Source organism: Paenibacillus xinjiangensis (genome assembly GCF_059686975.1).
Window position 1 is genome coordinate 104,006 of record NZ_JCAALS010000007.1, and the last position, 23,404, is coordinate 127,409.

16 protein-coding genes and 1 pseudogene are annotated in these 23,404 nt (G+C 46.7%); 6 read left to right on the forward strand and 11 right to left on the reverse strand.

Annotation, left to right across the window (positions count from 1 at the left end; genetic code table 11):
- The first annotated feature begins 79 nt into the window (after positions 1–79).
- On the forward strand, positions 80–1,948 hold the full coding sequence (locus tag AC6ESP_RS09235) for a squalene cyclase (protein WP_497096423.1): 1,869 nt from the start codon (positions 80–82) through the stop codon (positions 1,946–1,948).
- Between the two features lie 99 nt (positions 1,949–2,047).
- Here AC6ESP_RS09235 and gntK read toward each other — a convergent pair whose 3' ends face one another.
- A complete protein-coding gene (gene gntK, locus AC6ESP_RS09240; protein ID WP_497096522.1) occupies positions 2,048–3,571 on the reverse strand; it encodes a gluconokinase in 1,524 nt (507 codons plus the stop codon).
- A gap of 190 nt (positions 3,572–3,761) precedes the next feature.
- On the opposite strand from gntK, the gene AC6ESP_RS09245 reads away from it, so the two are divergent.
- Complete coding sequence (locus tag AC6ESP_RS09245; protein ID WP_497096424.1) at positions 3,762–4,094, forward strand: DUF1904 family protein; 333 nt, start codon at positions 3,762–3,764, stop codon at positions 4,092–4,094.
- Positions 4,095–4,180: 86 nt separating this feature from the next.
- Here AC6ESP_RS09245 and AC6ESP_RS09250 read toward each other — a convergent pair whose 3' ends face one another.
- From AC6ESP_RS09250 to AC6ESP_RS09275, 6 genes are all read right to left on the reverse strand, one after another.
- A complete protein-coding gene (locus AC6ESP_RS09250) occupies positions 4,181–8,620 on the reverse strand; it encodes a M20/M25/M40 family metallo-hydrolase (protein ID WP_497096425.1) in 4,440 nt (1,479 codons plus the stop codon).
- Positions 8,621–8,988: 368 nt separating this feature from the next.
- Complete coding sequence (rocF, locus tag AC6ESP_RS09255; RefSeq protein ID WP_497096426.1) at positions 8,989–9,948, reverse strand: arginase; 960 nt, start codon at positions 9,946–9,948, stop codon at positions 8,989–8,991.
- Positions 9,949–9,980: 32 nt separating this feature from the next.
- The gene (locus AC6ESP_RS09260; RefSeq protein WP_497096427.1) at positions 9,981–11,186 is read right to left on the reverse strand and encodes an ornithine--oxo-acid transaminase; all 1,206 of its coding nucleotides are present in this window, start codon (positions 11,184–11,186) and stop codon (positions 9,981–9,983) included.
- Positions 11,187–11,293: 107 nt separating this feature from the next.
- On the reverse strand, positions 11,294–12,019 hold the full coding sequence (locus AC6ESP_RS09265; protein WP_497096428.1) for an amino acid ABC transporter ATP-binding protein: 726 nt from the start codon (positions 12,017–12,019) through the stop codon (positions 11,294–11,296).
- Positions 12,016–12,669, reverse strand: a complete 654-nt coding sequence (locus AC6ESP_RS09270; protein WP_497096429.1) for an amino acid ABC transporter permease — start codon at positions 12,667–12,669, stop codon at positions 12,016–12,018. Before AC6ESP_RS09270 ends, AC6ESP_RS09265 begins: the two co-directional genes overlap by 4 nt.
- 22 nt (positions 12,670–12,691) lie before the next feature.
- The gene (locus AC6ESP_RS09275) at positions 12,692–13,486 is read right to left on the reverse strand and encodes a transporter substrate-binding domain-containing protein (RefSeq protein ID WP_497096430.1); all 795 of its coding nucleotides are present in this window, start codon (positions 13,484–13,486) and stop codon (positions 12,692–12,694) included.
- Between the two features lie 445 nt (positions 13,487–13,931).
- On the opposite strand from AC6ESP_RS09275, the gene AC6ESP_RS09280 reads away from it, so the two are divergent.
- On the forward strand, positions 13,932–14,576 hold the full coding sequence (locus AC6ESP_RS09280; RefSeq protein ID WP_497096431.1) for a GntR family transcriptional regulator: 645 nt from the start codon (positions 13,932–13,934) through the stop codon (positions 14,574–14,576).
- A 79-nt stretch (positions 14,577–14,655) separates the two neighbouring features.
- Here AC6ESP_RS09280 and fur read toward each other — a convergent pair whose 3' ends face one another.
- A complete protein-coding gene (gene fur, locus AC6ESP_RS09285; RefSeq protein ID WP_497096523.1) occupies positions 14,656–15,132 on the reverse strand; it encodes a ferric iron uptake transcriptional regulator in 477 nt (158 codons plus the stop codon).
- A 114-nt stretch (positions 15,133–15,246) separates the two neighbouring features.
- On the opposite strand from fur, the gene AC6ESP_RS09290 reads away from it, so the two are divergent.
- A complete protein-coding gene (locus AC6ESP_RS09290; RefSeq protein ID WP_497096432.1) occupies positions 15,247–15,453 on the forward strand; it encodes a cysteine-rich CWC family protein in 207 nt (68 codons plus the stop codon).
- Between the two features lie 25 nt (positions 15,454–15,478).
- Here the strand turns inward: AC6ESP_RS09290 and AC6ESP_RS09295 are convergent, their stop codons facing one another.
- The gene (locus AC6ESP_RS09295) at positions 15,479–16,699 is read right to left on the reverse strand and encodes an MFS transporter (protein WP_497096433.1); all 1,221 of its coding nucleotides are present in this window, start codon (positions 16,697–16,699) and stop codon (positions 15,479–15,481) included.
- A 335-nt stretch (positions 16,700–17,034) separates the two neighbouring features.
- On the opposite strand from AC6ESP_RS09295, the pseudogene AC6ESP_RS09300 reads away from it, so the two are divergent.
- Positions 17,035–17,238: pseudogene (locus tag AC6ESP_RS09300) on the forward strand (citrate/2-methylcitrate synthase); the annotation flags it as partial.
- Here the strand turns inward: AC6ESP_RS09300 and AC6ESP_RS09305 are convergent.
- Together AC6ESP_RS09305 and AC6ESP_RS09310 are read right to left on the reverse strand one after the other, a co-directional pair.
- Entirely contained in the window at positions 17,202–17,696 is a 495-nt protein-coding gene (locus AC6ESP_RS09305; protein ID WP_497096434.1) for an SRPBCC family protein, read from the reverse strand. The pseudogene AC6ESP_RS09300 and the gene AC6ESP_RS09305 overlap by 37 nt on opposite strands.
- A 48-nt stretch (positions 17,697–17,744) precedes the next feature.
- Positions 17,745–19,073: an MFS transporter gene (locus AC6ESP_RS09310; RefSeq protein ID WP_497096435.1), complete on the reverse strand. Its 1,329-nt coding sequence runs from the start codon at positions 19,071–19,073 to the stop codon at positions 17,745–17,747.
- 565 nt (positions 19,074–19,638) lie between these two features.
- Here AC6ESP_RS09310 and AC6ESP_RS09315 point away from each other — a divergent pair.
- A complete protein-coding gene (locus AC6ESP_RS09315) occupies positions 19,639–23,391 on the forward strand; it encodes a carbohydrate binding domain-containing protein (RefSeq protein ID WP_497096436.1) in 3,753 nt (1,250 codons plus the stop codon).
- The last annotated feature ends 13 nt before the right edge of the window (positions 23,392–23,404 follow it).

Below are 23,404 nucleotides of genomic sequence, written 5' to 3' on the forward strand. Positions count from 1 at the left end.
TATTATACCGATCTTCTTTAATGACAACCGCCATGCATATACATAATTAACTACAACTGTGCAAAGGATGAATGCCTTCATGGATGCTACGCGGATCCGTTCACGCATAAATCGGATGTCGAGCGAGCTGCTCAATCAGCAATGGTCAGATGGCGCTTGGCGGCTATGCTTCGACTCCGGCACGATGACAGACAGCTATTACATTATTGTGCTGAGGCTGCTAGGCAGCAAGGATGAGCAGTTCATCCGCTCTCTAGCAGAGCGAATCGCTACCAAGCAGCTCGAAAGCGGCGCATGGAAAATCTATCCTGATGAACAGGATGGCAATCTGGAGACGACGGCAGAAGCCTGCTTCGCTCTGCTGTATGCCGGCTATTACGCGCCTAATCATCCTCGAATATTGCTTGCTAAGCAGTTCATTCGCAGGAAAGGCGGCTTGTCTGAAATACGCAATATGCTGTCTCAAGCGATATTCGCCGTTACCGGACAGGCAGAGTGGCCCCGCTCTCTACGACTGCCGCTGGAAGCTTTTTTCGCCAATCAGGGTATAGGCATTGATCTCTTCTCTATCTCTGGCCATGCCCGTGTGCATCTCGTCCCCATTCTCATTCTTGCGAATGATCAAGCTGCGCTGCGCACGATAACAATGCCTGATCTGTCGGATTTGTTCCTTGGTGGCAGCAGGCAGTTCAGCGGGGACTCCACCTGGATATCCAGCTTAATTGAAATCATCCAATCCTTATCCCTATCCGAGCTGCTGCCGTTAAACTCCCCTGCCGCCAAGAAAGAAGCTGAGCAGTTCATGATGGATCGACTAGAGCCGAACGGTACGCTGCTGACCTACTCCACTGCTACGATGTTCATGATTCTGGCGCTAGTAGTGCTTGGTCACCCGGTGAACTCCCCCCTCATCTACCAACTGAACGCTGGAATCCGATCACTGATGTGCAGGGATCGCCCTCATATTCAAGTTGCCTCATCAGAAGTCTGGGACACCGCTATGCTGAGCTATGCCTTGCGTGAAGCTGGCCTTGATTCAGCATCCTCCACCCTCGAACGTGCTGCAGCTTACTTGCTCGCAAGGCAGCAGATCAAGGAAGGAGACTGGGCGATTCGCAATCCTGGCACTCCTCCAGGAGGCTGGGGATTCTCTGATGTGAATACGCTGTATCCCGATGTAGACGATAGTACGGCTTCACTTCGCTCCATTCGCCCCTACCTTGCCTCCTCCAATTCTCTTCACGCCTCATGGCAGCGAGGGCTGAACTGGGTACTGTCGATGCGCAATAAGGATGGCGGCTGGCCTGCCTTCGAGCGACAAGGCTCTTCACTTGCCATGAACTTGATCGCTTTCGAGGGAGCAGCTGACATAGCTGCCGATCCCTCTACCGTGGACTTAACGGGACGGACGCTGCTCTTTCTGGGCCAAGAGCTGGATATGAATACGAGTCATGGCTGGATTGATCAATCTGTTCGCTGGCTGCTGTCTCAGCAGGAGAGGGATGGGAGCTGGTACGGACGCTGGGGGATTGCTTATATTCATGGAACCGGCGCTGCTATACAAGGTTTAAATGCAGTGGGGGTTGCAGATGACCATCCGGCTGTTCGAAAAGCCGTCAAATGGCTGATCAGTATACAGAACGAGGACGGAGGGTGGGGGGAATCCTGTCTTAGTGATCAAGTAAAGAAATATGTTCCTCTGAATCGAAGCACCCCCTCACAGACGGCATGGGCACTTGATGCTCTTATCGCTGCGAATGCGAAGCTGATACCTGAGATTGAGCAGGGCATCGAAGCTCTGCTGCAGACGCTTGACGTTCGTGATTGGACCTACACATATCCGACTGGCTCGGGATTGCCCGGCAGCGTCTACGTACACTATCCGAGCAATAACTATATTTGGCCGCTGCTGACACTCTGTGCCGCATTGAAGAAATACGGTGCTTGAATAGACTTATTAAGCATATACAGCCAAGGGCTGCTAGAAATCGAACCTATCGATTCCCGGCAGCCCTTGGCTTGTATTCTATTCAGCATTCCAATTCGCTTACACCCATTTTTTCTGGAATTCCGCTATGTTCGCATATTCTTCCGTTAACAGACGCGACACGCGAATGTAGATACGGATGAGCTCATGATAGATTTCTGCATTCTGCTTATTCGGGTAATGATGATGGGAGCCTCCAACCATGTCTGCCACCACATCCAGTGAATCTACTTCACCAAGTGCATAGAGCCCTAGAATAACAGCCCCGAGGCATGAACTCTCAATACTCTCTGGAACGTGAAGCTCCTGATCAAATATATCGCACATCATCTGGCGCCACAGCTCAGAACGAGCGAACCCGCCTGTCGCTTGAATTTTAGTAGGCTTGCCCGTCAGCTCTTCAAGCGCCAAAAGAACGGTATACAGGTTATAAATTACTCCTTCGAGCGCTGCTCTCACAAGATGCTCTTTCTTGTGAAGCAGACTTAAGCCGAAGTAAGAGCCTCTTGCGTTCGCGTCCCATAGAGGGGCGCGCTCCCCTGACAAATAAGGATGGAAGAGGAGTCCGTCAGAACCCGGCTTCACCTTGGCAGCCAGTTCCGTTAACAGCTCGTACGGATCTAGCCCCAAGCGTGACGCCTTTTCGATCTCAGATGTGCCGATCTGATCTCGCACCCAGCGGAATATCATCCCTCCGTTATTCACTGCGCCGCCAATGACCCAGTGCTTCTCTGTCAGCGCATAACAGAATATCCGCCCTTTCGGATCGGTAACCGGTCTGTCCGTTACTGCCCGAATGGCACCGCTCGTTCCAATGGTGACTGCAACGACACCTGGTGCAATCGCATTGACACCCAGATTGGACAATACACCGTCTGTTGCACCAATGACGAATGGTGTAGATGGTGCTAACCCCATCTGCTCCGCATAGTTAGCATCTATACCGTCTAAAATGTAAGTGGTCGGAACGGGCTCCGACAGCTTCTCCGGCGTTACTCCAGCAACCTGAAGAGCTTCCTCATCCCAGGCCAGCTGCTCGAGATTGAACATTCCTGTAGCGGACGCCATCGAATAATCGATGACATATCGACCGAACAGCTTGAAGAATATATATTCTTTAATAGAAATGAACTTATAGGTGCGGTCAAACAGCTCCTTCTCATCATATCGAAGCCAGGTTAGCTTGGATAATGGAGACATCGGATGAATCGGAGTTCCTGTACGCATATAAATCTCGTGTCCATTCCACTCGTTTTTAATTTTGTCCGTCCACTCGGCACTCCGGTTGTCAGCCCACGTTATGCACTGTGTTATGGCCGTCCCATGCCTGTCTACCGCAATGACACTATGCATCGCAGAGCTAAAAGAAACGCATAATACATCAGCAGCTTGAACATTACTCTTCCGAATAACTTGCTGAACCGTCTCTATCACTGCGCCGAATATTTCATCAGGATCCTGCTCAGCAACTGCAGAAGATGGTGAATGCAAGGGGTACTCTATGCCATGACTTGCGACAACCGCTCCATCGCGAGTAAATAAAACAGATTTGGTGCTGGTCGTTCCTATATCAACGCCGATCATAAATTTCGTACTCATGTTTTCTTTCCTCCTAGATGTAACGCTTTAACGATTCCTGCCTTCTATACTACATTAACGTTCTTTCCTGCCGACTGCAAATGCCAAAAGGTTGCAGAGTCTGCCCTTCTAACAGTAATCTTAAAGGATCTCTACCATTAACTCATCTTCGTGAGGCAAAAGGAGAACAACCATCATGCCACAATTAATATTCCGAGGCGTTCCAGCAGACAAGCTAAGGAGCGTCAGTAACAGACTGGCGCAGGAGCTTGCCGACATATGCGAATGTGGAACGGACAACTTCACGATGGAGTGCCAGCACACAACCGCGATATTCGGCGGTAATGACGACGGCTCCTCCTATCCATTCGTAGAGGTGGGGTGGTTCGAGCGCGGGCAGGAAACGCGCAACAGCTTTGCTGCTGCGGTAACGGCCCATCTTGCAGAAATTGGAATTAGCGATGTAGAGGTCGCATTCCGTACCTATCAAGAGGACAGCTATTATATCAATGGGAAGCCGTGTCTATAGCTTGCTGAGTGAATGAGTGAAATGGATGCTTCATTATGTAGAAACAATAAAGGAACTGCCTTGTGGCAGTTCCTTTATTGTCTTTATTAAGACTCAATAAGCGTCAGTATTCTATAAATGATAACAGCTGCTTGTGCTCGATTAGCTACACCCTTCGGTACAAAAGTATCCGTAGTCATACCATTAATAATACCTTCTCTGGTCAAGAGAGCAATCGCTTCTTTGGCATAATCAGCAATGGCATCCTTGTCTTTAAACTTAGTCAGATCAGCATCGTCTGCTGTAATATCCGTAACTTTCTTCCATGCATTCGCAGCCATAATCGCCATTTCCTCACGTGTAATTGGTCGATTCGGATCGAATTTATTACCGCCAATTCCTTGTGCAATTCCCGCTTCTACCGCCGCAGCTACTTCTTGGTAATACCAATCCGAAGCTGCCACGTCAGTGAAGGATACTGTCGCGCTGCTGTCCTCCAAGCTGAATGCACGTACAAGCATAGCTAAGAATTGAGCACGTGTGACTTGAGCAAGCGGAGCGAATTTCCCCTCTGCTATACCATTAATGACTCCCTGCGCCGCAAGATGCTCGATGGCATCCTTAGCCCAGCCAGCAACTGGACCAATGTCGGTGAACGTAACAGGTACTGGTGTTGGCTCAGGACTTGGCGTCGGTGTTGGCTCAGGTGTTGCTGTCGGGCTTGGTGTTCCCGTCGTTGGCGGCACCGGAGTTGGTGTTGTATCGACCACACCATCATCCATTTCCCCAACCGCAGCTGATAGCCCTGCAGCATAGATAGCATTAGCCAGCAAACGGAATTGATGCTTCGTATGAGCGCGATTCAAGAGATCGTTGGAGAACATGGTTACATGCAAGTCACTTGTATCATAGGTGAAAGCCAATGTTTGCCCTTTTGCTCCTGTATAACCTGGCCACCATCCTGCTTTGAAGAAATCCTCTTCATTACTAATAGTAGCGATTACTTCAGCACCTTCTGGAACCGCAGTAATCCAAGAGCCGGATACCGTATACAGATATTCCTCACTGTCATAAGGAGCTGTAATCACACTATCCTGCACCAATTGCGCTTTGAACAGACCTTCATGTGAGGAGCCTGTTGTTGAGAAATTAAAGCCAGTAACAAGATTGGCATTCCTGAATGAATTCATTGCACTTCTGCCGAAGCCGATAAACGGCTTGCCTGCTTTAATCAGATTAGCATTAACACTGTTGATTAACACGTCGCTTGATGCTTGCTCCGTTGTTGTAACGAAGCCTAGTTCCTTCAACACAAATGCTGGTACACCGGTCGCAGCAAGCGTGGATTGTTTAAGAAGCTTGCCCTCTCTATTCCCTTTCTGAGGGAACGGATATACATTCAAGTAGAAGTGATTAGCAATGCTTTGGAGATTAGACTTGGATACGAGGAAATCTCCCGCTTCATATCCGTTACCGCCATTATCAAGCAAGGTAACTGCCTTTTTATTAGCCAACAGCTCGTTAACCGCTTTGATGGCATCATTATTCGTATTTTTGATAACATAATGGGTCGCATTGCCAGGTATTCCTGTTGATGAAGGAATCGTTACGGAAGAGACTGCATTCGTCTTCCCTGTAAATGCTCCCGACTCATAGATCGTATAGCTGTCGAAGCCCCTCATATCCGGGAAGCTCTGAATGATATCGGCATACATTTCTGTAAAGTCAGATACGTCGATTCCATCATACAAGACGAGGTTAGCATAACCGCGCTTCGCCTGATGCATGTTGACAATATAAGTACCAACCGGGTACGTAGTTGAGCCAATCGTCACCTTCGCAGTGGTCCGCTCGATCCTCACTCCGTTCCGAAGCAAGTATTTGACCATTTCATAAGCTTCAAGAGTATTTTTTTGCAGAGCGTTCTCTACTGGCAGTACATAGTATTCCGGGAAGAAGCTCTTGCCTTCCTCACGCGGACGGCCAATTTCTTCATTCTTGGCGTTAACCAAGTGAGGGTCTACCGCTTCGCTATCTGTTCCTTCAATACCACGCTTGTATACCTCGAGCTGATTCAAGAACAATTTCTCTTTGTTGTCTACGACATATTTGGTAGCCGCAAGACTGGCGAAGAACAAAGCACTTGTGGAATCTTCATTCAACGCTGGAATTTCCAAGGTGTGGCCTAGTGCGCCGTGATGCATCGCATACACAGCCGTGTAGGCAGGAGATGCATCGTCCCAACCGCTTGTGTAGCCTGGAGATACATAGCTAGGATCTGCCGCACTCTTCTGCTGCTCTACATAAGGGATATGGTAAGCCTTAATATCTGTATTTGCAATTCCCGCTGCTCCCATTGCATTAGCCTGCTCGACCATGCTGTCGATGAGCAGATCGAACTCGAAGTTCGGATCATGCGGAGGCGTACAAGGCTCTATCAGGAAGCTTCCTACAAAGCCATGAAGATCAAGGAAGGATAACGGTGACCATTTGGCAATCTCCGCCGTTACCGCTTGCGTCTCTGGCTGTGTTTGATAGGAATTATCCCTGTTCAAGTCAAAGCCATTCGCATTGGCACGAGTATTCTTCACACGGCCATCTGGGTTCTCAGTGAAATTGAGCAGGAATATAGCATTATCTAAGGCAGAGTCCATATTCAGTGTTACTGGCACAGGATTCTGAGCATCTTTGCTCGTGTTGTACGTTATACTATCCTCTGTTGCCATTGTCTCGAAGAAGTTAATGATTGCATCGATTCCCGGCGCTTCATCGGGGTGAATGTTGTTCAGCCATACCGGAACCTTATAGTCTTGTAATTGACCATTCTTGATCTTGGTCTGCAAGGATGCAGGATCATTCATCATAGCTGGCAGCGTTTCATTCACATACTGGTCAACGGAAGCTTTATCCTTCGCAAGTATAGTGAAGTAAATATCGCGGCCTTCTACGGATTGTCCGATTACACGATTCTCAATATAACGTCCTGTAGTTGCCTCTGCTTCTGCCGTAATTCTATCAATAGCTGGTTTAATCTCGCTATAAGTATGGAAGCTATCATAAGGCACTAGCTTAATAGGCGCTTTGGCAATGACATTGTCGAATTTGCCTGTAACCTCCAAATCCCAAGTTCCCATCATAGCAGGATAGCGGGAACGATGCGTTCCTGACAGGTTGGTCGTACCGTAGAGCAAGTCGAACTTGATGTTAGCTGTTACGGTCGTCCCATCCAATACAGGCGTTCCTTCCAGTGTAATGAACGGATCCCCGTTATAACCATTGGAGCCCCATTTCTTCCATTCCTCCAGCGGCTTGCCGCCATACGTCCATTTCAGATCGCTCAAGGTCGAAGTAGATGGAAGCTCGAATTGCACCTTGATGGTCCGAACCAATGTCATAGAAGCTTTATCATTGCTCAGCTCTAACTTCTGAGCCTCAGGCTCTTCTATTTCCATTAAAATAGTAGTGAGCAGTGTAACGAACGTATTCAGATGCTGTTCGATTCTTCCAGAATAATTTTCATTAATGTAGCTGAGCTTATCCTTGGAGGTATGCCATATTGATCCATCCTTCACCGTTTGGTCGTAGCCGTCCTTATCCCCTAGCGACCAGTTGGTTGCTTCCAAATAAGCATAAGGAATGCCTGCCTTATCGAACGGATCATGATCGCTCCAATTGCCGGTTGTACCTTCTGGATAAGCAGGATTCTCACCTGGATTCGTGATCACGTCAAGCTCCAAGCGATCGGCAATGCTTAAGCCAAGGTCTCGAACGAAGCCTGCTTCAGGACCTTTGCTGCCGTAAATATACATGAAATCACCAACAGCAAGGCTATCCATATTAATCATAGCAACCGTATTCTTCTTGTCCTCTGCTGTCATCTGAGAGACATAGTAGAGAGAGCCTCGTTTGCCAGCCTCTTCTGCACCGAATGCGATGAATTTAATCGTGTAAGGTGTAGAGATCGTAGACAATGCCGCAGCCGTTTCCAGCATAACGCCAACACCCGAAGCATTGTCGTCCGCGCCATTGCCTGCTGTCACCGCATCATAATGGGCACCGACAATAACAACCTTCGAGGAAACCCCCGGTTTGGTAACAATGACGTTGCTGGACTTACGATTGCTGCCATAAGTAAAATCTTGAATCTCTGCCTGATAGCCGAGCTTGGCGAACTCTTCGGCGACATAGTCGCGAGCGGCTACTTCTCCATCTGTGTTAGCTGCACGTTTGCCGTACACGCTGTCCAGAACATTCACATGACCTAATGCAATATAACCGGTATCCCCTTCAGCAAGGGAAGCACCATCAGCAAGCTTGGCTGAGAGGTTTACTAATTCCTCTTCTTCTACCACTTCCGGTTCAACTGATGACGGTTCCTCTCCCGCGGTTCCTTCTGTCTCCGGTTCAGCCTCCGTTACTACTTCTTCCGTAATCGTGTCCAATACGATGGACTCACTGTCAGGCTCCAGAGCAAAAGTCATAGTCGGTGCAATTACAGATACCGCAAGTGTAAGCAGCAGCATAAGAGATATCAATCTCTTAGACATCATTTTCCTTAACATGGTGTTCCTCCTATTCGATTCTTATCTCTAGTAATCTTGCAATAGAAAAACGATAGAAAAGAAAAACGACTGCGGCATCAAATCATGAGCATCTCTCCCATTCCGCAAAAGCATTCATTCATTTTGACTGCCATGCTGCATGCTATATAAATAAGAGCGTCAAAATCTGTATACAATATACTTAACACAATATACTTTATTCGTTAGATATCATAACATCAGCCTATCACTTAAACAAGAAAATTTTACTATAAACAGTTAATTCTTTCGTTTCACTCAAAATTATGTTAGATATAGTTACATATACCTATCCTGACACTGCTGATCCATAGCTATCCACGTATTTTTGACTGTTATAGTATCCGTTTTCCTAACAAAGAAGCAGCCAGCTCAGCAGCCAGCCTTGCTGTCCTTCTATTCGTATCCAGCATTGGATTAACCTCTACGATATCCATAGATGTAATTCGCTCCGATTCAGCCATTATCTCCATTGCAAAATGAGCCTCGCGGTAATTAAGTCCTCCAGGCACAGGCGTCCCCACTCCAGCAGCCTCCAAAGGGTCGAGGCAATCCAGATCGAAGCTAAGATGAACGCCATCCGTACCGTTGCCCGCTATTTCCAGCGCCTTCTCCACCACAGTCTTAATTCCCAGCCGATCAATATCATGCATGGAGAAGCAAGTAATTCCTTCAGAGCGAATAAGCTCTTTCTCACCTTCATCAAGGTCACGAGCCCCCACAATGACGATATTCTCCTTGCGAATCAAGGTACCAGCACCTGGTATATCCGTTAATTTGAACTTAGACAGTCCAAGAGCAATAGCCAGAACCATCCCATGCATATTGCCTGAAGGAGTCGTATTCTCCGTATTCAAGTCCCCATGAGCATCGAACCAGATCACACCAAGATTGTTATAATGACCGGTCAACCCAGCCAGCGTGCCGATAGCTATACTATGATCTCCACCAAGCACTATTGGGAAGGACTTACCCGAGACAGCCCGATGAACCTGTTCACCTACTAGAGCGCTCATCTCTTTCACTTCTGTTAGATATTTCATCTTGGGCTCACTCTTGTCCAATACACCTCTTCTCGGACAATCCACTTCATGCTCGCCAACCAGCTCAATACCCATACTGCGAATTTGTCTTATTAAGCCCGCTTGAATGATACTCTCTGGACCGAACTCTGCACCTGCACGCCCCCCTCCCAGCCAAAAAGGAACGCTAATTAGCCTCACCTTCTTCTTCTCCTTAAGCATAGCGATCATCCCTTCTGTTTTGTCGGAAGCAACTGCTCTATTCTTGTCCATATTCATCTGTCCTCTCTTACCAGGGGCGTTCTCTAATGCTCGTCCAGCAATACCTTCCTAATCTTCTCTAGAGCCCAATCAATTTCTTCCAGCTCAATAATTAACGGAGGCGCGAAACGAATCGTCGTATCATGGGTTTCCTTACACAGCAGACCTTCTGCCATCAAGCGCTCGCAATAAGGCCTTGCATTCGTATCAAGCTCCAGACCAATGAAGAGTCCGCGTCCACGAATATCCCGGATGTGCGGACTAGAAATTTCATTCAGCTTTTCTCTAAAATAATCCCCAAGATACTCGGATCGGTGTGCCAGCTTCTCTCCCTCCATCACGTCAATGGCAGCCACAGCAACAGCGCAAGCGAGCGGATTCCCTCCAAATGTTGAGCCGTGCGAGCCAGGCTCGAATACACCCAATATTTCTTCATCAGCAGCAACCGCGGATATCGGCATTACGCCTCCTCCAAGTGCTTTGCCCATAATGTATACATCAGGAGTAACGTGCTCCCAATCGCAGGCGAATCGTCTTCCCGTTCGTCCAAAGCCGGTCTGAATCTCATCCGCTACGAACAATACTTGGTGCTCTTTGCAGAGACGAGATGCGGCTGACAAGTAACCTTCTGGAGGAATAACAATACCTGCCTCACCTTGAATAGGCTCAACAAGAAAAGCTGCTGTATGAGGTGTAATCGCCTGCTTGAGTGCTTCAATATCTCCGTAAGGCACCAGCTTAAAGCCAGGGGTGAATGGGCCAAAATCCTTCTTATATTCCTCTGATGAAGAAAATGAAGTCACGGTTATCGTTCGACCATGGAAATTACCGCTGCATACGATAATCTCCGCTTGCTCCTCAGCAACTCCTTTGATTCTATAAGCCCATCGCCGGACAGCTTTTATAGCCGTTTCCACTGCTTCTGCTCCTGTATTCATTGCTAATATTTTGGGCTTATTCGTATACAAAGAAAGCTTCTCGTAGAATTCTCCTAACATACTGTTATGAAAAGCGCGCGAGGTCAGCGTTACTCTATCCGCCTGAGCTTTCAACGCAGCTATAATCTTCGGATGCCGATGGCCTTGATTTAACGCTGAATAAGCGCTAAGCATATCCATATAGCGCTTGCCATTCAGGTCCTCTACCCAAACGCCTTGTGCCTCATGAATAACAATTGGCAGAGGATGATAATTGTTAGCGCCATACTGCTCTGATAACGCCATGACAGCAGCTGTTTGTTGATTTGTCATGATTTCAACCCCAATTTGTATACAATATACATAAATAATCGCAGAAAACCTGAAAATCAGCTTTATTTTCTAGGTGACTGCTGCATTCACCTCTTCGTTACATTGGCTTATAGCACTTTAGATAAGAAGTCCTTGGTACGCATATGCTGTGGATTTTGAAAAACATCTCTCGGAGCGCCTTCCTCGACAATGACACCATCGTCCATAAACAGCAGTCGATCACCAACTTCACGTGCGAAGCCCATCTCATGGGTCACGATAACCATAGTCATCCCCTGCTCAGCCAACCCTTTCATGACATCAAGCACTTCTCCAACCATCTCAGGATCTAGAGCCGATGTCGGCTCATCGAACAGCATAACATCAGGCTGCATAGCTAGCGCTCTAGCGATAGCTATTCTCTGCTTCTGTCCGCCTGACAGCTTATCCGGATAGGCTTCGTGCTTATCCTCCAACCCTACCGTGCGAAGCAGCTCCATTGCGGTTCGTTCAATCTCTTCTTTCGATAGCTTCTTCTTCAACTTACGAGGTGCCAACGTCAGATTATCGATCACATTCATATGAGGAAAGAGATTAAAATGCTGAAACACCATGCCCATCCGCTCACGAATTTTATTCAAATCTGATTGGGTTCCCGTAATTTCCGCCCCTTCCATCCGGATCACACCTGCTGTAGGTTCTTCCAGACGATTCAGGCAGCGCAGGAAGGTGCTTTTGCCAGAGCCGCTAGGACCAATAATGACGACTACCTCTCCTTTATGAATCTCCGTATCAATACCCTTCAGTATTTCATTCTTGCCAAATGATTTGCGTAGTCCCTTAACTGTAATCATTGGCTTCTCAGCTTCCTTTCAAGTGCCGTTAATAGTCTGGAGAGTGTGAACGTCATAATGAAATATAGAGCGGCTGCAACTAACAGTGGTTTCATCGGAAGGAAGGTAACGCCTTGAATGGTTCGTGCATTATACATTAATTCAGCTATGCCTACTACTGATATTAAGGAAGAATCCTTAATAATAATGATGAATTCATTACCAATTGCGGGGAGCATGTTGCGAAAAGCCTGCGGCAGTACAATATAGCGCAGCGCCATTCCTCGCGTCATACCGAGAGAGCGCGCCGCTTCCGTCTGTCCTTTATCAATCGCTTGAATGCCTGCGCGTAAGACCTCAGCCATATAAGCAGAGCTATTAATCGTTAGTGCAACAACACCGGATATAAATGCGGGAAGATTAATACCGAAGCTTGTTAATCCATAATGAATAATAAAGATTTGAACCAGCATTGGCGTACCACGAATGACTTCAATATAAGTGGACGCGAACGCCTTAAGCGGCCAGAAGCGCGAAATCCGCAGCAAGGCAAAGACCACGCCGAGCACGGTGCCCAGCACCACGCCGAAGAAAGATAACTCCAGCGTATGCCATGCTCCTCTTAAATAAGTCTGCCAATGGTCTTCAAGGAATGAGAAATCAAAATCCATTTGCAACTACTCCATCCGTCCATTATTCACTAACCAGCTCATTTGCTTCAACAACGAATCGGTCAATATCTCCAGCTTCTTTCAAGCGGGTTATCGTCTTGTTCATACTATCTACGAGTTCCGTATTCCCCTTCTTAACAGCGATCGCTACTCCTGATTCATCTTCAGACTGTTCAATCTTAATATCTGATACGACAATAGCGGATTGCGTAAGCACATATTGATCAGCTACAGGCCTCTCAAGTATAACTGCATCTACACGGCCGCTAGTTAACTCAAGCACCAACTCAGGAATTTTACCTAGTGATGTCAGATTAGCTCCCTCGACTTCTTGAGCAATGCCCTCTTGAATACTGCCCTTCTGAACCCCAATCTTTTTCCCTTTCAAATCATCCATGGATTTAAAGGCATCTGCCTTATCCTTCTGCACTAAAATTCCTTGATCTGTGAAATAGTAGATTTCAGAGAAATCGACATTTTGCTTACGCTCTTCTGTAGGCGTCAGTCCAGAGATAACCATGTCCACCTTACCGGTATCCAGAGCCAGCAGCAGCCCATCGAAATCCATATCTTGAATCTCAAGCTCTGCATTCATGTCCTTCGCAATTTCTTTTGCAATCTCAATATCAAAGCCTACTATAGTGTCTTTACCATCAATTGTTTTATGGAATTCAAATGGAGCATAATCAGCGCTTGTCCCAAGTATGAGCTTAGTCTTCTCTTCAACTGGCGCAGGACTCCCATTGTTCGCTCCAGCTGTGGAATTCGTTTCTTTGTTCTGTCCACAAGCAGATAGCACTACCATTGCCGCAACCATAAGTAACATGAGCCTCTTCTTCAATTCGCATCTCTCCCATTATTTAATTAGTCTCTCTCACAAATTTGTATACAATATACATAACACAATGTACAGAAAACAATACACAGTGTTTACGTGAGAAATTATACCATCTATCTTTAGTGACCACAACATTAATTTGTATTTCACCCAACATATTCTAAAAATCGCTTATAGTATGTCATGTATAATGACATTCAATATAGTTCCTTCCCCTCCTTGTCGGAGCTAACCTTCAATGTTAAGATAGTAGTACCTATTTATAATAATAATAGTACATTGTACATCCTTTAATTATCATGATTGCTAGCATTCTCATATATTCAACAAGTGATTGCACCGCATGATATTGCTCGGACGAATTTGGCTATAATGACAATATTCGTCAAAGTAAGGTGACTATGTATGAAGAGGAGAATTAGGTATGCATGCGCCCAAATACCAATCGCTAAAAGATCACGTATATGATTATATTGCCGAAAAGATTCAAGATGGGACGCTGCTACCCAATCAAAAAATCAATGAGGCCGAGATATGCAAACGTTTGGACATTAGCAGAACGCCAACCCGTGAAGCATTGTTCCAATTGACGTCTGATAATCTATTAGAATACCTGCCTCGCCGAGGCTTCACCGTGAAAGCGTTCGATCCCAAAAAAAAGCTTGATTATTCTAGAATCATTGGCTCTATGGACGCACTAGCGGCTACCCTTGCTGTAGACTTTATGCAAAAATCCGATCTGGAGAAAATGACTGCTATAGTGGACAAAATTGACCATGATATTGATCAGCTTAATTTCGCAGATTATTATAAGGATCAATTGTCTTTCCACGAGCTATATACGTATAAATGTGATAATCCTACCCTGATTGAAATGCTGGTTTCCTTAAAGAACAGCTTTATCCGTCAATCCTATTCAAGTGAAGACAAGAGCAAGCTATCTTCTGTCCTAAAAGAAGTAAACAGCGAGCATCGCAAAATGATTGAGTTGTTCCGCAGCAAAGATAAATATGCCCTGGAATGTGCGCTCAAATACCATTGGCGTATTATTGATACGAACATGCTCTAGAGCAGTGGCTATAGACACAAAGAAGCCGGGATTCCTTCGCTGAAGGTCATCCCGGCTTTATCATTGCTTGCAGCTATGGTTAAGCTAATTTGCCAACTTGCTCTTTGATTGACTGCGCTTTGCTTCTGCAGGAGGCGCAAATTCCTTGAAAATCAAGACGATGATCCTGCACGGTGAAGCCAAATTCTCGTGCAACCCGCTGCTCCATCGGAAGCAGCCAATCTTCCTTAATCTCTTCAATCGTCCCGCATTCGACACATATTAGATGATGGTGGTGATGAGCTTGATCATTGCTGCGCAGATCAAATCTTGCCGCTCCATCACCGAAATTCACTTTCTCTACAATATGAAGCTCGCTGAGAAGCTCGAGCGTCCGATACACAGTAGCAAGCCCGATATCGGGATAGCTTCGTTTGACAAGCATATATACATCCTCGGCACTTAGATGGTCCTTCTCATTCTCCAACAATACACGAACCGTCGCTTCTCGCTGAGGAGTAAGCTTAGACCCCTTCTGAACAAATTGTCGGTTGATTGTTTGGAATTGCTCTTCTATAATCAAGGCTAATCACCGCCTCCATGTTGTTTCTTAAATATAATAATTATAACTTTAACATAATTATAAATTAGAAGCAATGAAAGACTGGCTATTGAATAGGAGCTGATTTCATTGAATTGTCCCATATGCGGAGAGCCGAATAGCTGTGGGCTGAGTACCAATCAGACTGAGGCTGATTGCTGGTGCTTCCATACACACATCCCAAGCGCTTTACTTAACAGAATTCCCCCTGAGGAAAGGAATAAATCATGTGTCTGCAAAAAATGCGTGGAGCAAGCACAATTAAAAGGTGAATTAAAACAGAAACAGCAGCCTTAATCCCAATTAAGACTGCTGCTTCTCATTATTTTGCCTTAGCATCAGCATCCGCCTTCGGCTTAATCGCAATTAGCGCCAATAGACAACATAAGACGGCACACCCTGCGAACAGATAAAATAACAACGACTCTTTATTTAGAATGAGTGACGTCACCGGAGGCCCGACAGCGACTCCAATAAATCGCGTGCTGCTGTAAAGAGAAGTAATCGTTCCCCTCTCCTGCTTCTCAATTCCCTCCGTAATTAGAGCATCCAGGCTTGGAAGAATAAGACCGATACCCGCTCCACTTGCGAACATTAGGGATAACAATACAACAATCCCCTTCGTATTCACCATTCCGCATCCCAGCATAGCTGCAGCAGCAACAACAGCCCCAGCAACCGTGAACCATTTCATTCTATTCTTGTTTTCCCCTACCATTTTGCCTGTGACAAATGAGGCTAAACAAATGGCGCTCAAAGGGATGGCCAGCAGAACACCTTTCCAGATGCCATCGATTTGATAATGATCCTCCAGTACAGAAGACAGGTAATAGAGGAAACCGAACATAATGAACATGGCAATGCCGCCGATAGCGAATATGGCATAGAGCCAATGTCCTTTTTCCGCTAAAATAGACTTGATGGAGTGTAGAAACTGCTTGATCGTGCTGCTCTCCTTCTGTTTCTTCTTAGGGGTATGAACGAACAGCAGCACAGCTGCAATTGAGATGATACATATGATAGGAATGATCGCCAAAGGCAAGTACCATACTACTAACGCCAGGGCCGAGCCCAGTATGGGACTCACTACTTTACCGAACGTGTTCGACGTCTCAATCATGCCGAGCCCGCTGCTCACCTCTTCCTCACTGTCGAACATATCGCCAACCAGAGGAAGGACAATTGGGAAAGCTCCAGCTGCACCAATCCCTTGAATGAACCGTCCGAGCAAAATAATGGCATACACATGCTGATCCAGCAGCCAGGCAGCAAGTCCTGAGATGGCTCCGCCAAGAGCAGCGAGCGATAAACCAATTATAATGATTAGCTTGCGGCCGTATCGATCCGACAGGTAACCGGCAATTGGAATACACAGAATGGAGATGGCTGCGTATACCGTTATAATTAAGCTTGACTGCATAGCTGAAATCTTCAGTTCCTTTTTCATCAAAGGAAGGACAGGAATAAGCATGGAATTAGCAAGTGTCATAATCAATGGGATGGAGGCTAATGCAGCCAAGTCCAATCGTTTCTTATCCTTCAAAGAAGCTCACACGTCCTCCCGCTTTGTCTGCCATATAATTTAAACAAATGCCCCTCATTTCATTCATGGATGTTTTGGTCGTTTCAGACTACAGGATTGTGATTTCAATCAATTTTATTTATCACCATGAGAACAAACGATAGTTTTACAATATCAGCAAGCTTCGTTATACTCTTGCAAAAGGGAGGGGATATGCAAATAATGGAAAAAGTAACTGGATTAGAGGATATTGTTGCAGCCGATTCAGACATTAGTCTGGTGGATGGATAACGAGGGTACTTGGTATATCGCGGTCATTGGGCTAAGGGCTATCGTGCGATGAAAGGGGCTTTGCACGGCGGTTATATACGAATATCGAATTTTTCGCCGCCGCTATCATGAGGGCCATCAAGCTGCCGTCTGATCTTTTCACACCAACATTCACTGTAGCAAGAATCGTTGGCTGGACGACTCATATGCTTGAGCAAGCCTCCGTCAATCGAATCTATCGTCCCCAGTCCACCTATACCGGCAGGCTGCCTGACGACTTCACTTCATAAGCTTGACTAAGTTCAGCCAGCTTCTTCAGCTCTAGATTGCGATGCTCTAGAAATTTTCTCATGTAGCGCTTAAGGATGAGCCGTTCAACAGTCCAGCCGATGATACCGAAAGGAGCTTCAAAATGCAGCGTATCCAGCATAATCGTTGCACCGCCCTGCTGCTTGAATTGATGGATATGCCTAAGACTTTTGAACGCTCCTTTTTGCGTCTCATCGACGAATAAATAAGGTGGATCATACTCCGTAATCTTAGAAGTCAGCCTCTGACGAATGCCGAAATGTGTCGCCTCGAAGGTGACGCTCTCGCCTCCCTGTATAGGACCCGAGGTAACGCCAGCTACAGCCTTCTCCTTCGTATGCTTCCACACTGTTCGAGTGTGAACATCAATATCTCTTGCTAGATCGAAGCATCGCTGGGTTGGAGCTTCTATTCTAATCTGTGTTGTTACCGTAACCACTTCATCACACCTTCAGTATTATGCCTATATCCAATTTACCTCATCATCCTAGTGATTGATAGTCTCATCCTTAGAAGCAGTTGTCTGAGCCTGAGAACGGATCGGATATAGATAAAAAAACACCACCGCGCCGATTAGTGCTGCGACTGGAATAAGGCCAAGCATTGAGCGGATACCCCAGATTGCAGCATCGGTCTGCTCAGCCGCATCTGCAACATACCCTGTCGTCTCTAAGACGACGCCCAGTACGACTGCCTGCAAGGATACCCCCCAGCGGACTATAAAACCGTTCATGCCGAAGTACATCCCTTCCCGGCGCTCGCCTGTGCGCTTCTCATCCTCATCAATCACTTCCGACAGCAGGATTTCAAGCAAGACCATTAGCCCTGCCAGCCCAACGCCCACAAGCGCCGCTGTAACCGCTGCTGCTGCTACGCTTGTAACGAATAAGAAAGGAAGCATCGCAAGCATATAACAAATGACAGCCACAATAATCGTGCTTCGCGGTCCCCATTTCTGAACTGCGCGTCCCCAGAAATAGACGAATGGGATCGCAGCTATGAATATGGCAGCAAGCAGAATTGTGTTGTTACTCTCAGGTGCCGCAAGCACGTATTTCGTGAAGAATGGGATCATCGCGGGCAGGAGAGCGAAGGTGAACTGAACGAGGAAGCTCCCTATAACATAGAACAAGAATGCTTTGTTAGAATAGGTGAATCTAATCGATGCGAGAAAACCGATGGTCGCTTCGGGTGCCGTACCTTTTTCCTTACTCGCAGTCAAGGTAATGACAAAGAACAGAAGAGCTACTGCTGCGAATATGGCTCCCATAGGACCCCAGCCCAAGTTCCCATATAGCATTGGAGGCAGTGCAACTCCAATAATCATCCCGACTATGCCAAGCATTTGCCGCCATGAGGAGACGTTCGCTCTTTCTTTAATGGTTACGAACAGCTCGGGGAAGAGTGCGGAATAGTTCAATACAACCATAACAAAGAAGATATCATAGACAAGAATGACGATGAGAAAATACCAAAACAGACTCATTCCTGTACCGATAGGGAACCAAATAGCTGTGAACAAAGCAGCTAACGGCACCATCCCGAACATCATGTAAGGAACACGTCTGCCGAATCGAGATTTCGTTCTGTCGGACATATATCCGAATAGTGGATTCAATACAGCATTGATAATTCCATGAATAACCATAGCCACGCTGATCAGGTAAGGCCGAACTCCCAGAACATCAACATAATAGAACACAATGTAAGTCGCGAATGCCTGTGCAATTAAATTTACAGATAAATTCCCCGAGCTGTAAGCTACCTTTTTACCTAAGCTTACCCCTGCCATTAGCTTCACTCTCCTACTATTCACATATCCAACCCCCTCCATTTTACCCGAAAATGTCTATTTATTCCACGAAATTAATGACCGCTTATTTGTCGAATGCTGTTGATGAATGTCCCTTTTAGACAAGCCATTTATTACTGCAGCCGCCTTCTATTCCGAAGAATTAATTGGATAGAATTGCACATTCTAAATTTCCAAAAAACAGAGAATAAAAGAGATAAAAAGAGAATTCTGAAGAATTAATCTAATTTGTTAGCGCTTTCAATGTGTGCAAACGTTTGTATTATTTCATCTCTTGGATTACCATAATTATGTAACCTACTCTCACTTCTTATTTAACTCCCACTAGTCTAGTGCTTCCCCAACATACTTAATCCAAAACCACGTATTTACAAGGATATTTGTTATCTTTTCTATTGACCGTTAAATTGTCTGCCTAACCAAGCATATTTGAAAGCGATTACATTTATAGCAGGCTATTACTCTTTCTAGGAGGTGGTACTCCCTACATTATGCAACAAATGGAAAACGTTTGCACAACACGTATTTCATTTAGCAGTTCCATTCTAATCCAATGAGGAGGTTCACAATGTCTACGGCAAACCGTAAGTGGTTATCCATGCTTCTGGCTTATATCATCGTAATTGCTTCATTCATTCCTTATCAATCGCAGGTGGCTCATGCCTCAGAGACCGTCACTACTACGGCGTCACAGCCTGCTTTTTCTTGGGATAATGCAAGTATCTATTTCACTATGACTGACCGATTCAAGGACGGCAATACAAGCAATAATAATTCCTACGGCAGGGTTCAGACAGATGCAACAGGCAAAAATATCGGTACTTTTCAGGGTGGAGACATTAAAGGTTTAACTCAGAAGCTGCAGGATGGTTATTTCACCGATCTGGGTATCAATGCGATCTGGATAACGGCTCCTTATGAGCAAATCCATGGCTGGGTCGGAGGCGGCAGCGGCGGTGATTTTGCCCATTATTCCTACCACGGCTACTATGCGCTTGATTATACGGAAATGGATAAAAATATGGGAACCGTAGAGGAAATGCGTGAATTCGTCGATCTTGCCCATTCCCAAGGGATTCGGATCGTCATGGATGTAGTCATGAATCATGCTGGCTATGCCACGTTGAAGGATATGGAGCAGTACGGATTCGGTGCCAGGACGATCAACAGCACATGGACGCCAGGCTCCGGTCAAACTTGGCATACTTATAATGATTTTGTAGACTTCACCAACGCTACCGCCTGGGCTCCTTGGTGGGGCAGCTGGGTACGTGCGGGTATTGGCGGCTACACCGCTTGCGGTGGCGATGACAAGACGCAATGTCTTGCAGGCCTGCCCGATTTCCGGACAGAGCTGACCAGCAGTGTTGGAGCCGCGAATGTCTTAACGACCAAATGGGCTCAGGAAGCCACTGGCTTCGAACCGTGGATCATCCCTGCTGCAGCCAATCTCAGACAGAATCTCAATCTGTCGCCTGCTGACTCTATTTCCAAATGGTTAGCCTCATGGGTGGAGGAATTCGGGATCGACGGGTTCCGCGTAGATACGGCCAAGCATGCCGATCTATCTGCCTGGAGCAAGCTGAAGACCGATGCCAACGCAGCACTTACTACATGGAGAGAGAATAACCCGACCAAGCCGGGTGCCGACTGGACCGATAATTTCTGGATGACAGCCGAGGTATGGGGCCATGGAGTTGGCAAAAGCGCCTACTTCAGCAACGGCTTCGACTCTGTCATTAACTTCGCCTTCCAAGATTCGAATATCAACTCCCTAGAGGGGACTTATTCCTCTTATGCGGCAGCGATCAATAACGATCCTACCTTTAACGTACTCAGCTATATTTCCTCACATGATACGAAGCTCTATGATCGAACCAAATTAATGCAGGCCGGAACTGCGCTTATGCTGCTGCCTGGCGGCGTGCAGGTGTTCTATGGCGACGAGACTGGACGGCCTTTTGGAGAGACTGGGTCAGATCCGTATCAAGGCACACGCTCCTTCATGAACTGGAATGCCATCAATACAAGTGTTCTGACACATTGGCAGAAGCTTGGACAATTCCGGAACAATCATCTATCAGTAGGGGCTGGCAGTCACAAACAAATAGCAGCAAGCCCTTATACCTTCAGCAGAACCTATGACAAGAACGGCATACAAGATAATGTTGTTGTCGTAACAGGAGCTACTGGAACAGTAGAGGTCAATGTGGGGTCTGTCTTCGATGATGGAGCAACGGTAAGAGATGCTTACACTGGCGTTAGCGTTATGGTCAGCGGAGGCAAAGCCGAATTTACCGCGCATGCGAACGGTGTCATCCTTATTGAGCAGACTCATCCATCCAACCTGCCTGCCCTTAGCGCCAGCCCAACAAGTGGCACGTTCAAGACAGAGACACTCGACATAACGCTGTCCCTAGCCAGAGCTACCGATGGCAAATATACATTGGACGGCAGCAATCCACAGCAAGGAACAACATTCACCTCTGGAACGCAGTTAACAATCGGCCAAGATATGGCCTTTAATGAGAGTAAGACACTCAAGCTGTATGCGGAGAATGAATTCGGCACTTCCACCAAGGAATATACTTTTACGAAAAAAGATCCAAATGCGCCATTAACGATACATTTTAAGAAGCCAGCTAACTGGAGTGCTCCTCTACTCTATTTTTACGAGACCTCTCCTGTCATAGCAGAGCCTCTCTGGGCTGCTTCACCTGCGATGACGTCTGAGGGCAGCGGTTGGTACAGCTATACCTTCATCGGACTCGATAGTGTAAGAGTTATTTTCAAAGACAGCAGCGGTCATCAGACTCCAGGAGTCAGTGCAGCTGGCATATTGATTACTCAAGACAGCTGGTACTCGGGTCAATTATATGATCATAATCCTGAGCCTGTAGATCTTGGGGCGCCGACTGTGCCGACTAACCTCACCTCCACGGCACATACAGATATAACAGCCTCACTGGCTTGGACAGCGTCAACCGATGATATCGCAGTTGCGGGCTATCAAATATGGAGAGACGGTGTGCAAGTAGGCACATCACCTACACCAAGCTATACAGCAACAGGCTTAACAGCATTGACTTCCTATAGCTTTACCGTAAAAGCCTATGATGCTGCTGGCAACGTCTCGGATGAGAGCAACGCCGTATCCGTAACGACAGGTCCACCTGCACCAGGCAATACCGTAACCATTTACTATAAGCAGGGTTATACGACACCTTATCTCCATTACAAGCTTAATGGCGTCTGGAATTCTCTACCCGGCATCGCTATTCCAGCAGCTGAGGTAGCAGGCTACAACAAAATTACCGTTAACATTGGCACAGCTACTCAGCTTGAAGTAGCCTTCAACAATGGAAGCGGAGTGTGGGACAGCAGAGGTGGACTTAATTATATGTTCCCTGCCGGTACATCGACTTACAGCGCAGGTACAATTACGAGCGGTGCCCCAGACTCCGTGGCGCCAGCTGCACCGACTGCGCTCCAGTCGACAGCCAAAACAAGCTCAACTGTAACACTCTCTTGGACAGCTGCAACGGATAATGTCGCTGTTACAGCGTATGATATTTACCAAGGCAGTACAAAAGTCGGCTCTACTACTGGAACGGTCTTAACGTATACTGCAGCAGGCTTAAGCTCGGATACGGATTATACCTTTACTGTCAAAGCACGTGATGCTGTAGGCAATGTATCCGACCCAAGCAGTTCCATCACGGTTAAGACTGAGACTGGCAATAAAGCGACCATCTACTATAAGCGTGGATATGCAACACCCTATATTCATTACCAGCCGATCGGCGGCGCTTGGACAACAACTCCTGGAGTCGCAATGCCAGCATCCGATATTGCCGGGTACAACGTCATTACAATTGATATTGGTGCGGCTACAGGCCTGAACGTTGCTTTCAATAATGGCAGCGGCACATGGGATAATAGAGGCGGTCAGAACTATCAGTTCACAGCCGGCACATCCACCTTCGTCGCAGGTACCATAACAGCAGGGCTTCCGCAGCCAGACAGCGTAACCTTCCATGTAACGCCGCCTGCTAACACAACCTCGGATCTGTACATGACGAGTACATTGAATAACTGGGCTCCAGCGGATCCGAATTACAAGCTGACTGCGAATACAGACGGCACTTACAGCATTAAGCTCGATATAGCCTCTGGTACAGCTTTTCAATACAAATTCACTAAAGGTGCTTGGAGCAATGTTGAGGTCGCATCCGGCGGCGCTGATATTACCAATCGAACCATTACGACTGCCGGAGGAGCTCAGACCGTCACTATTACCATTCCGCGATGGAAGAGCTGATGTGATTAGAGCG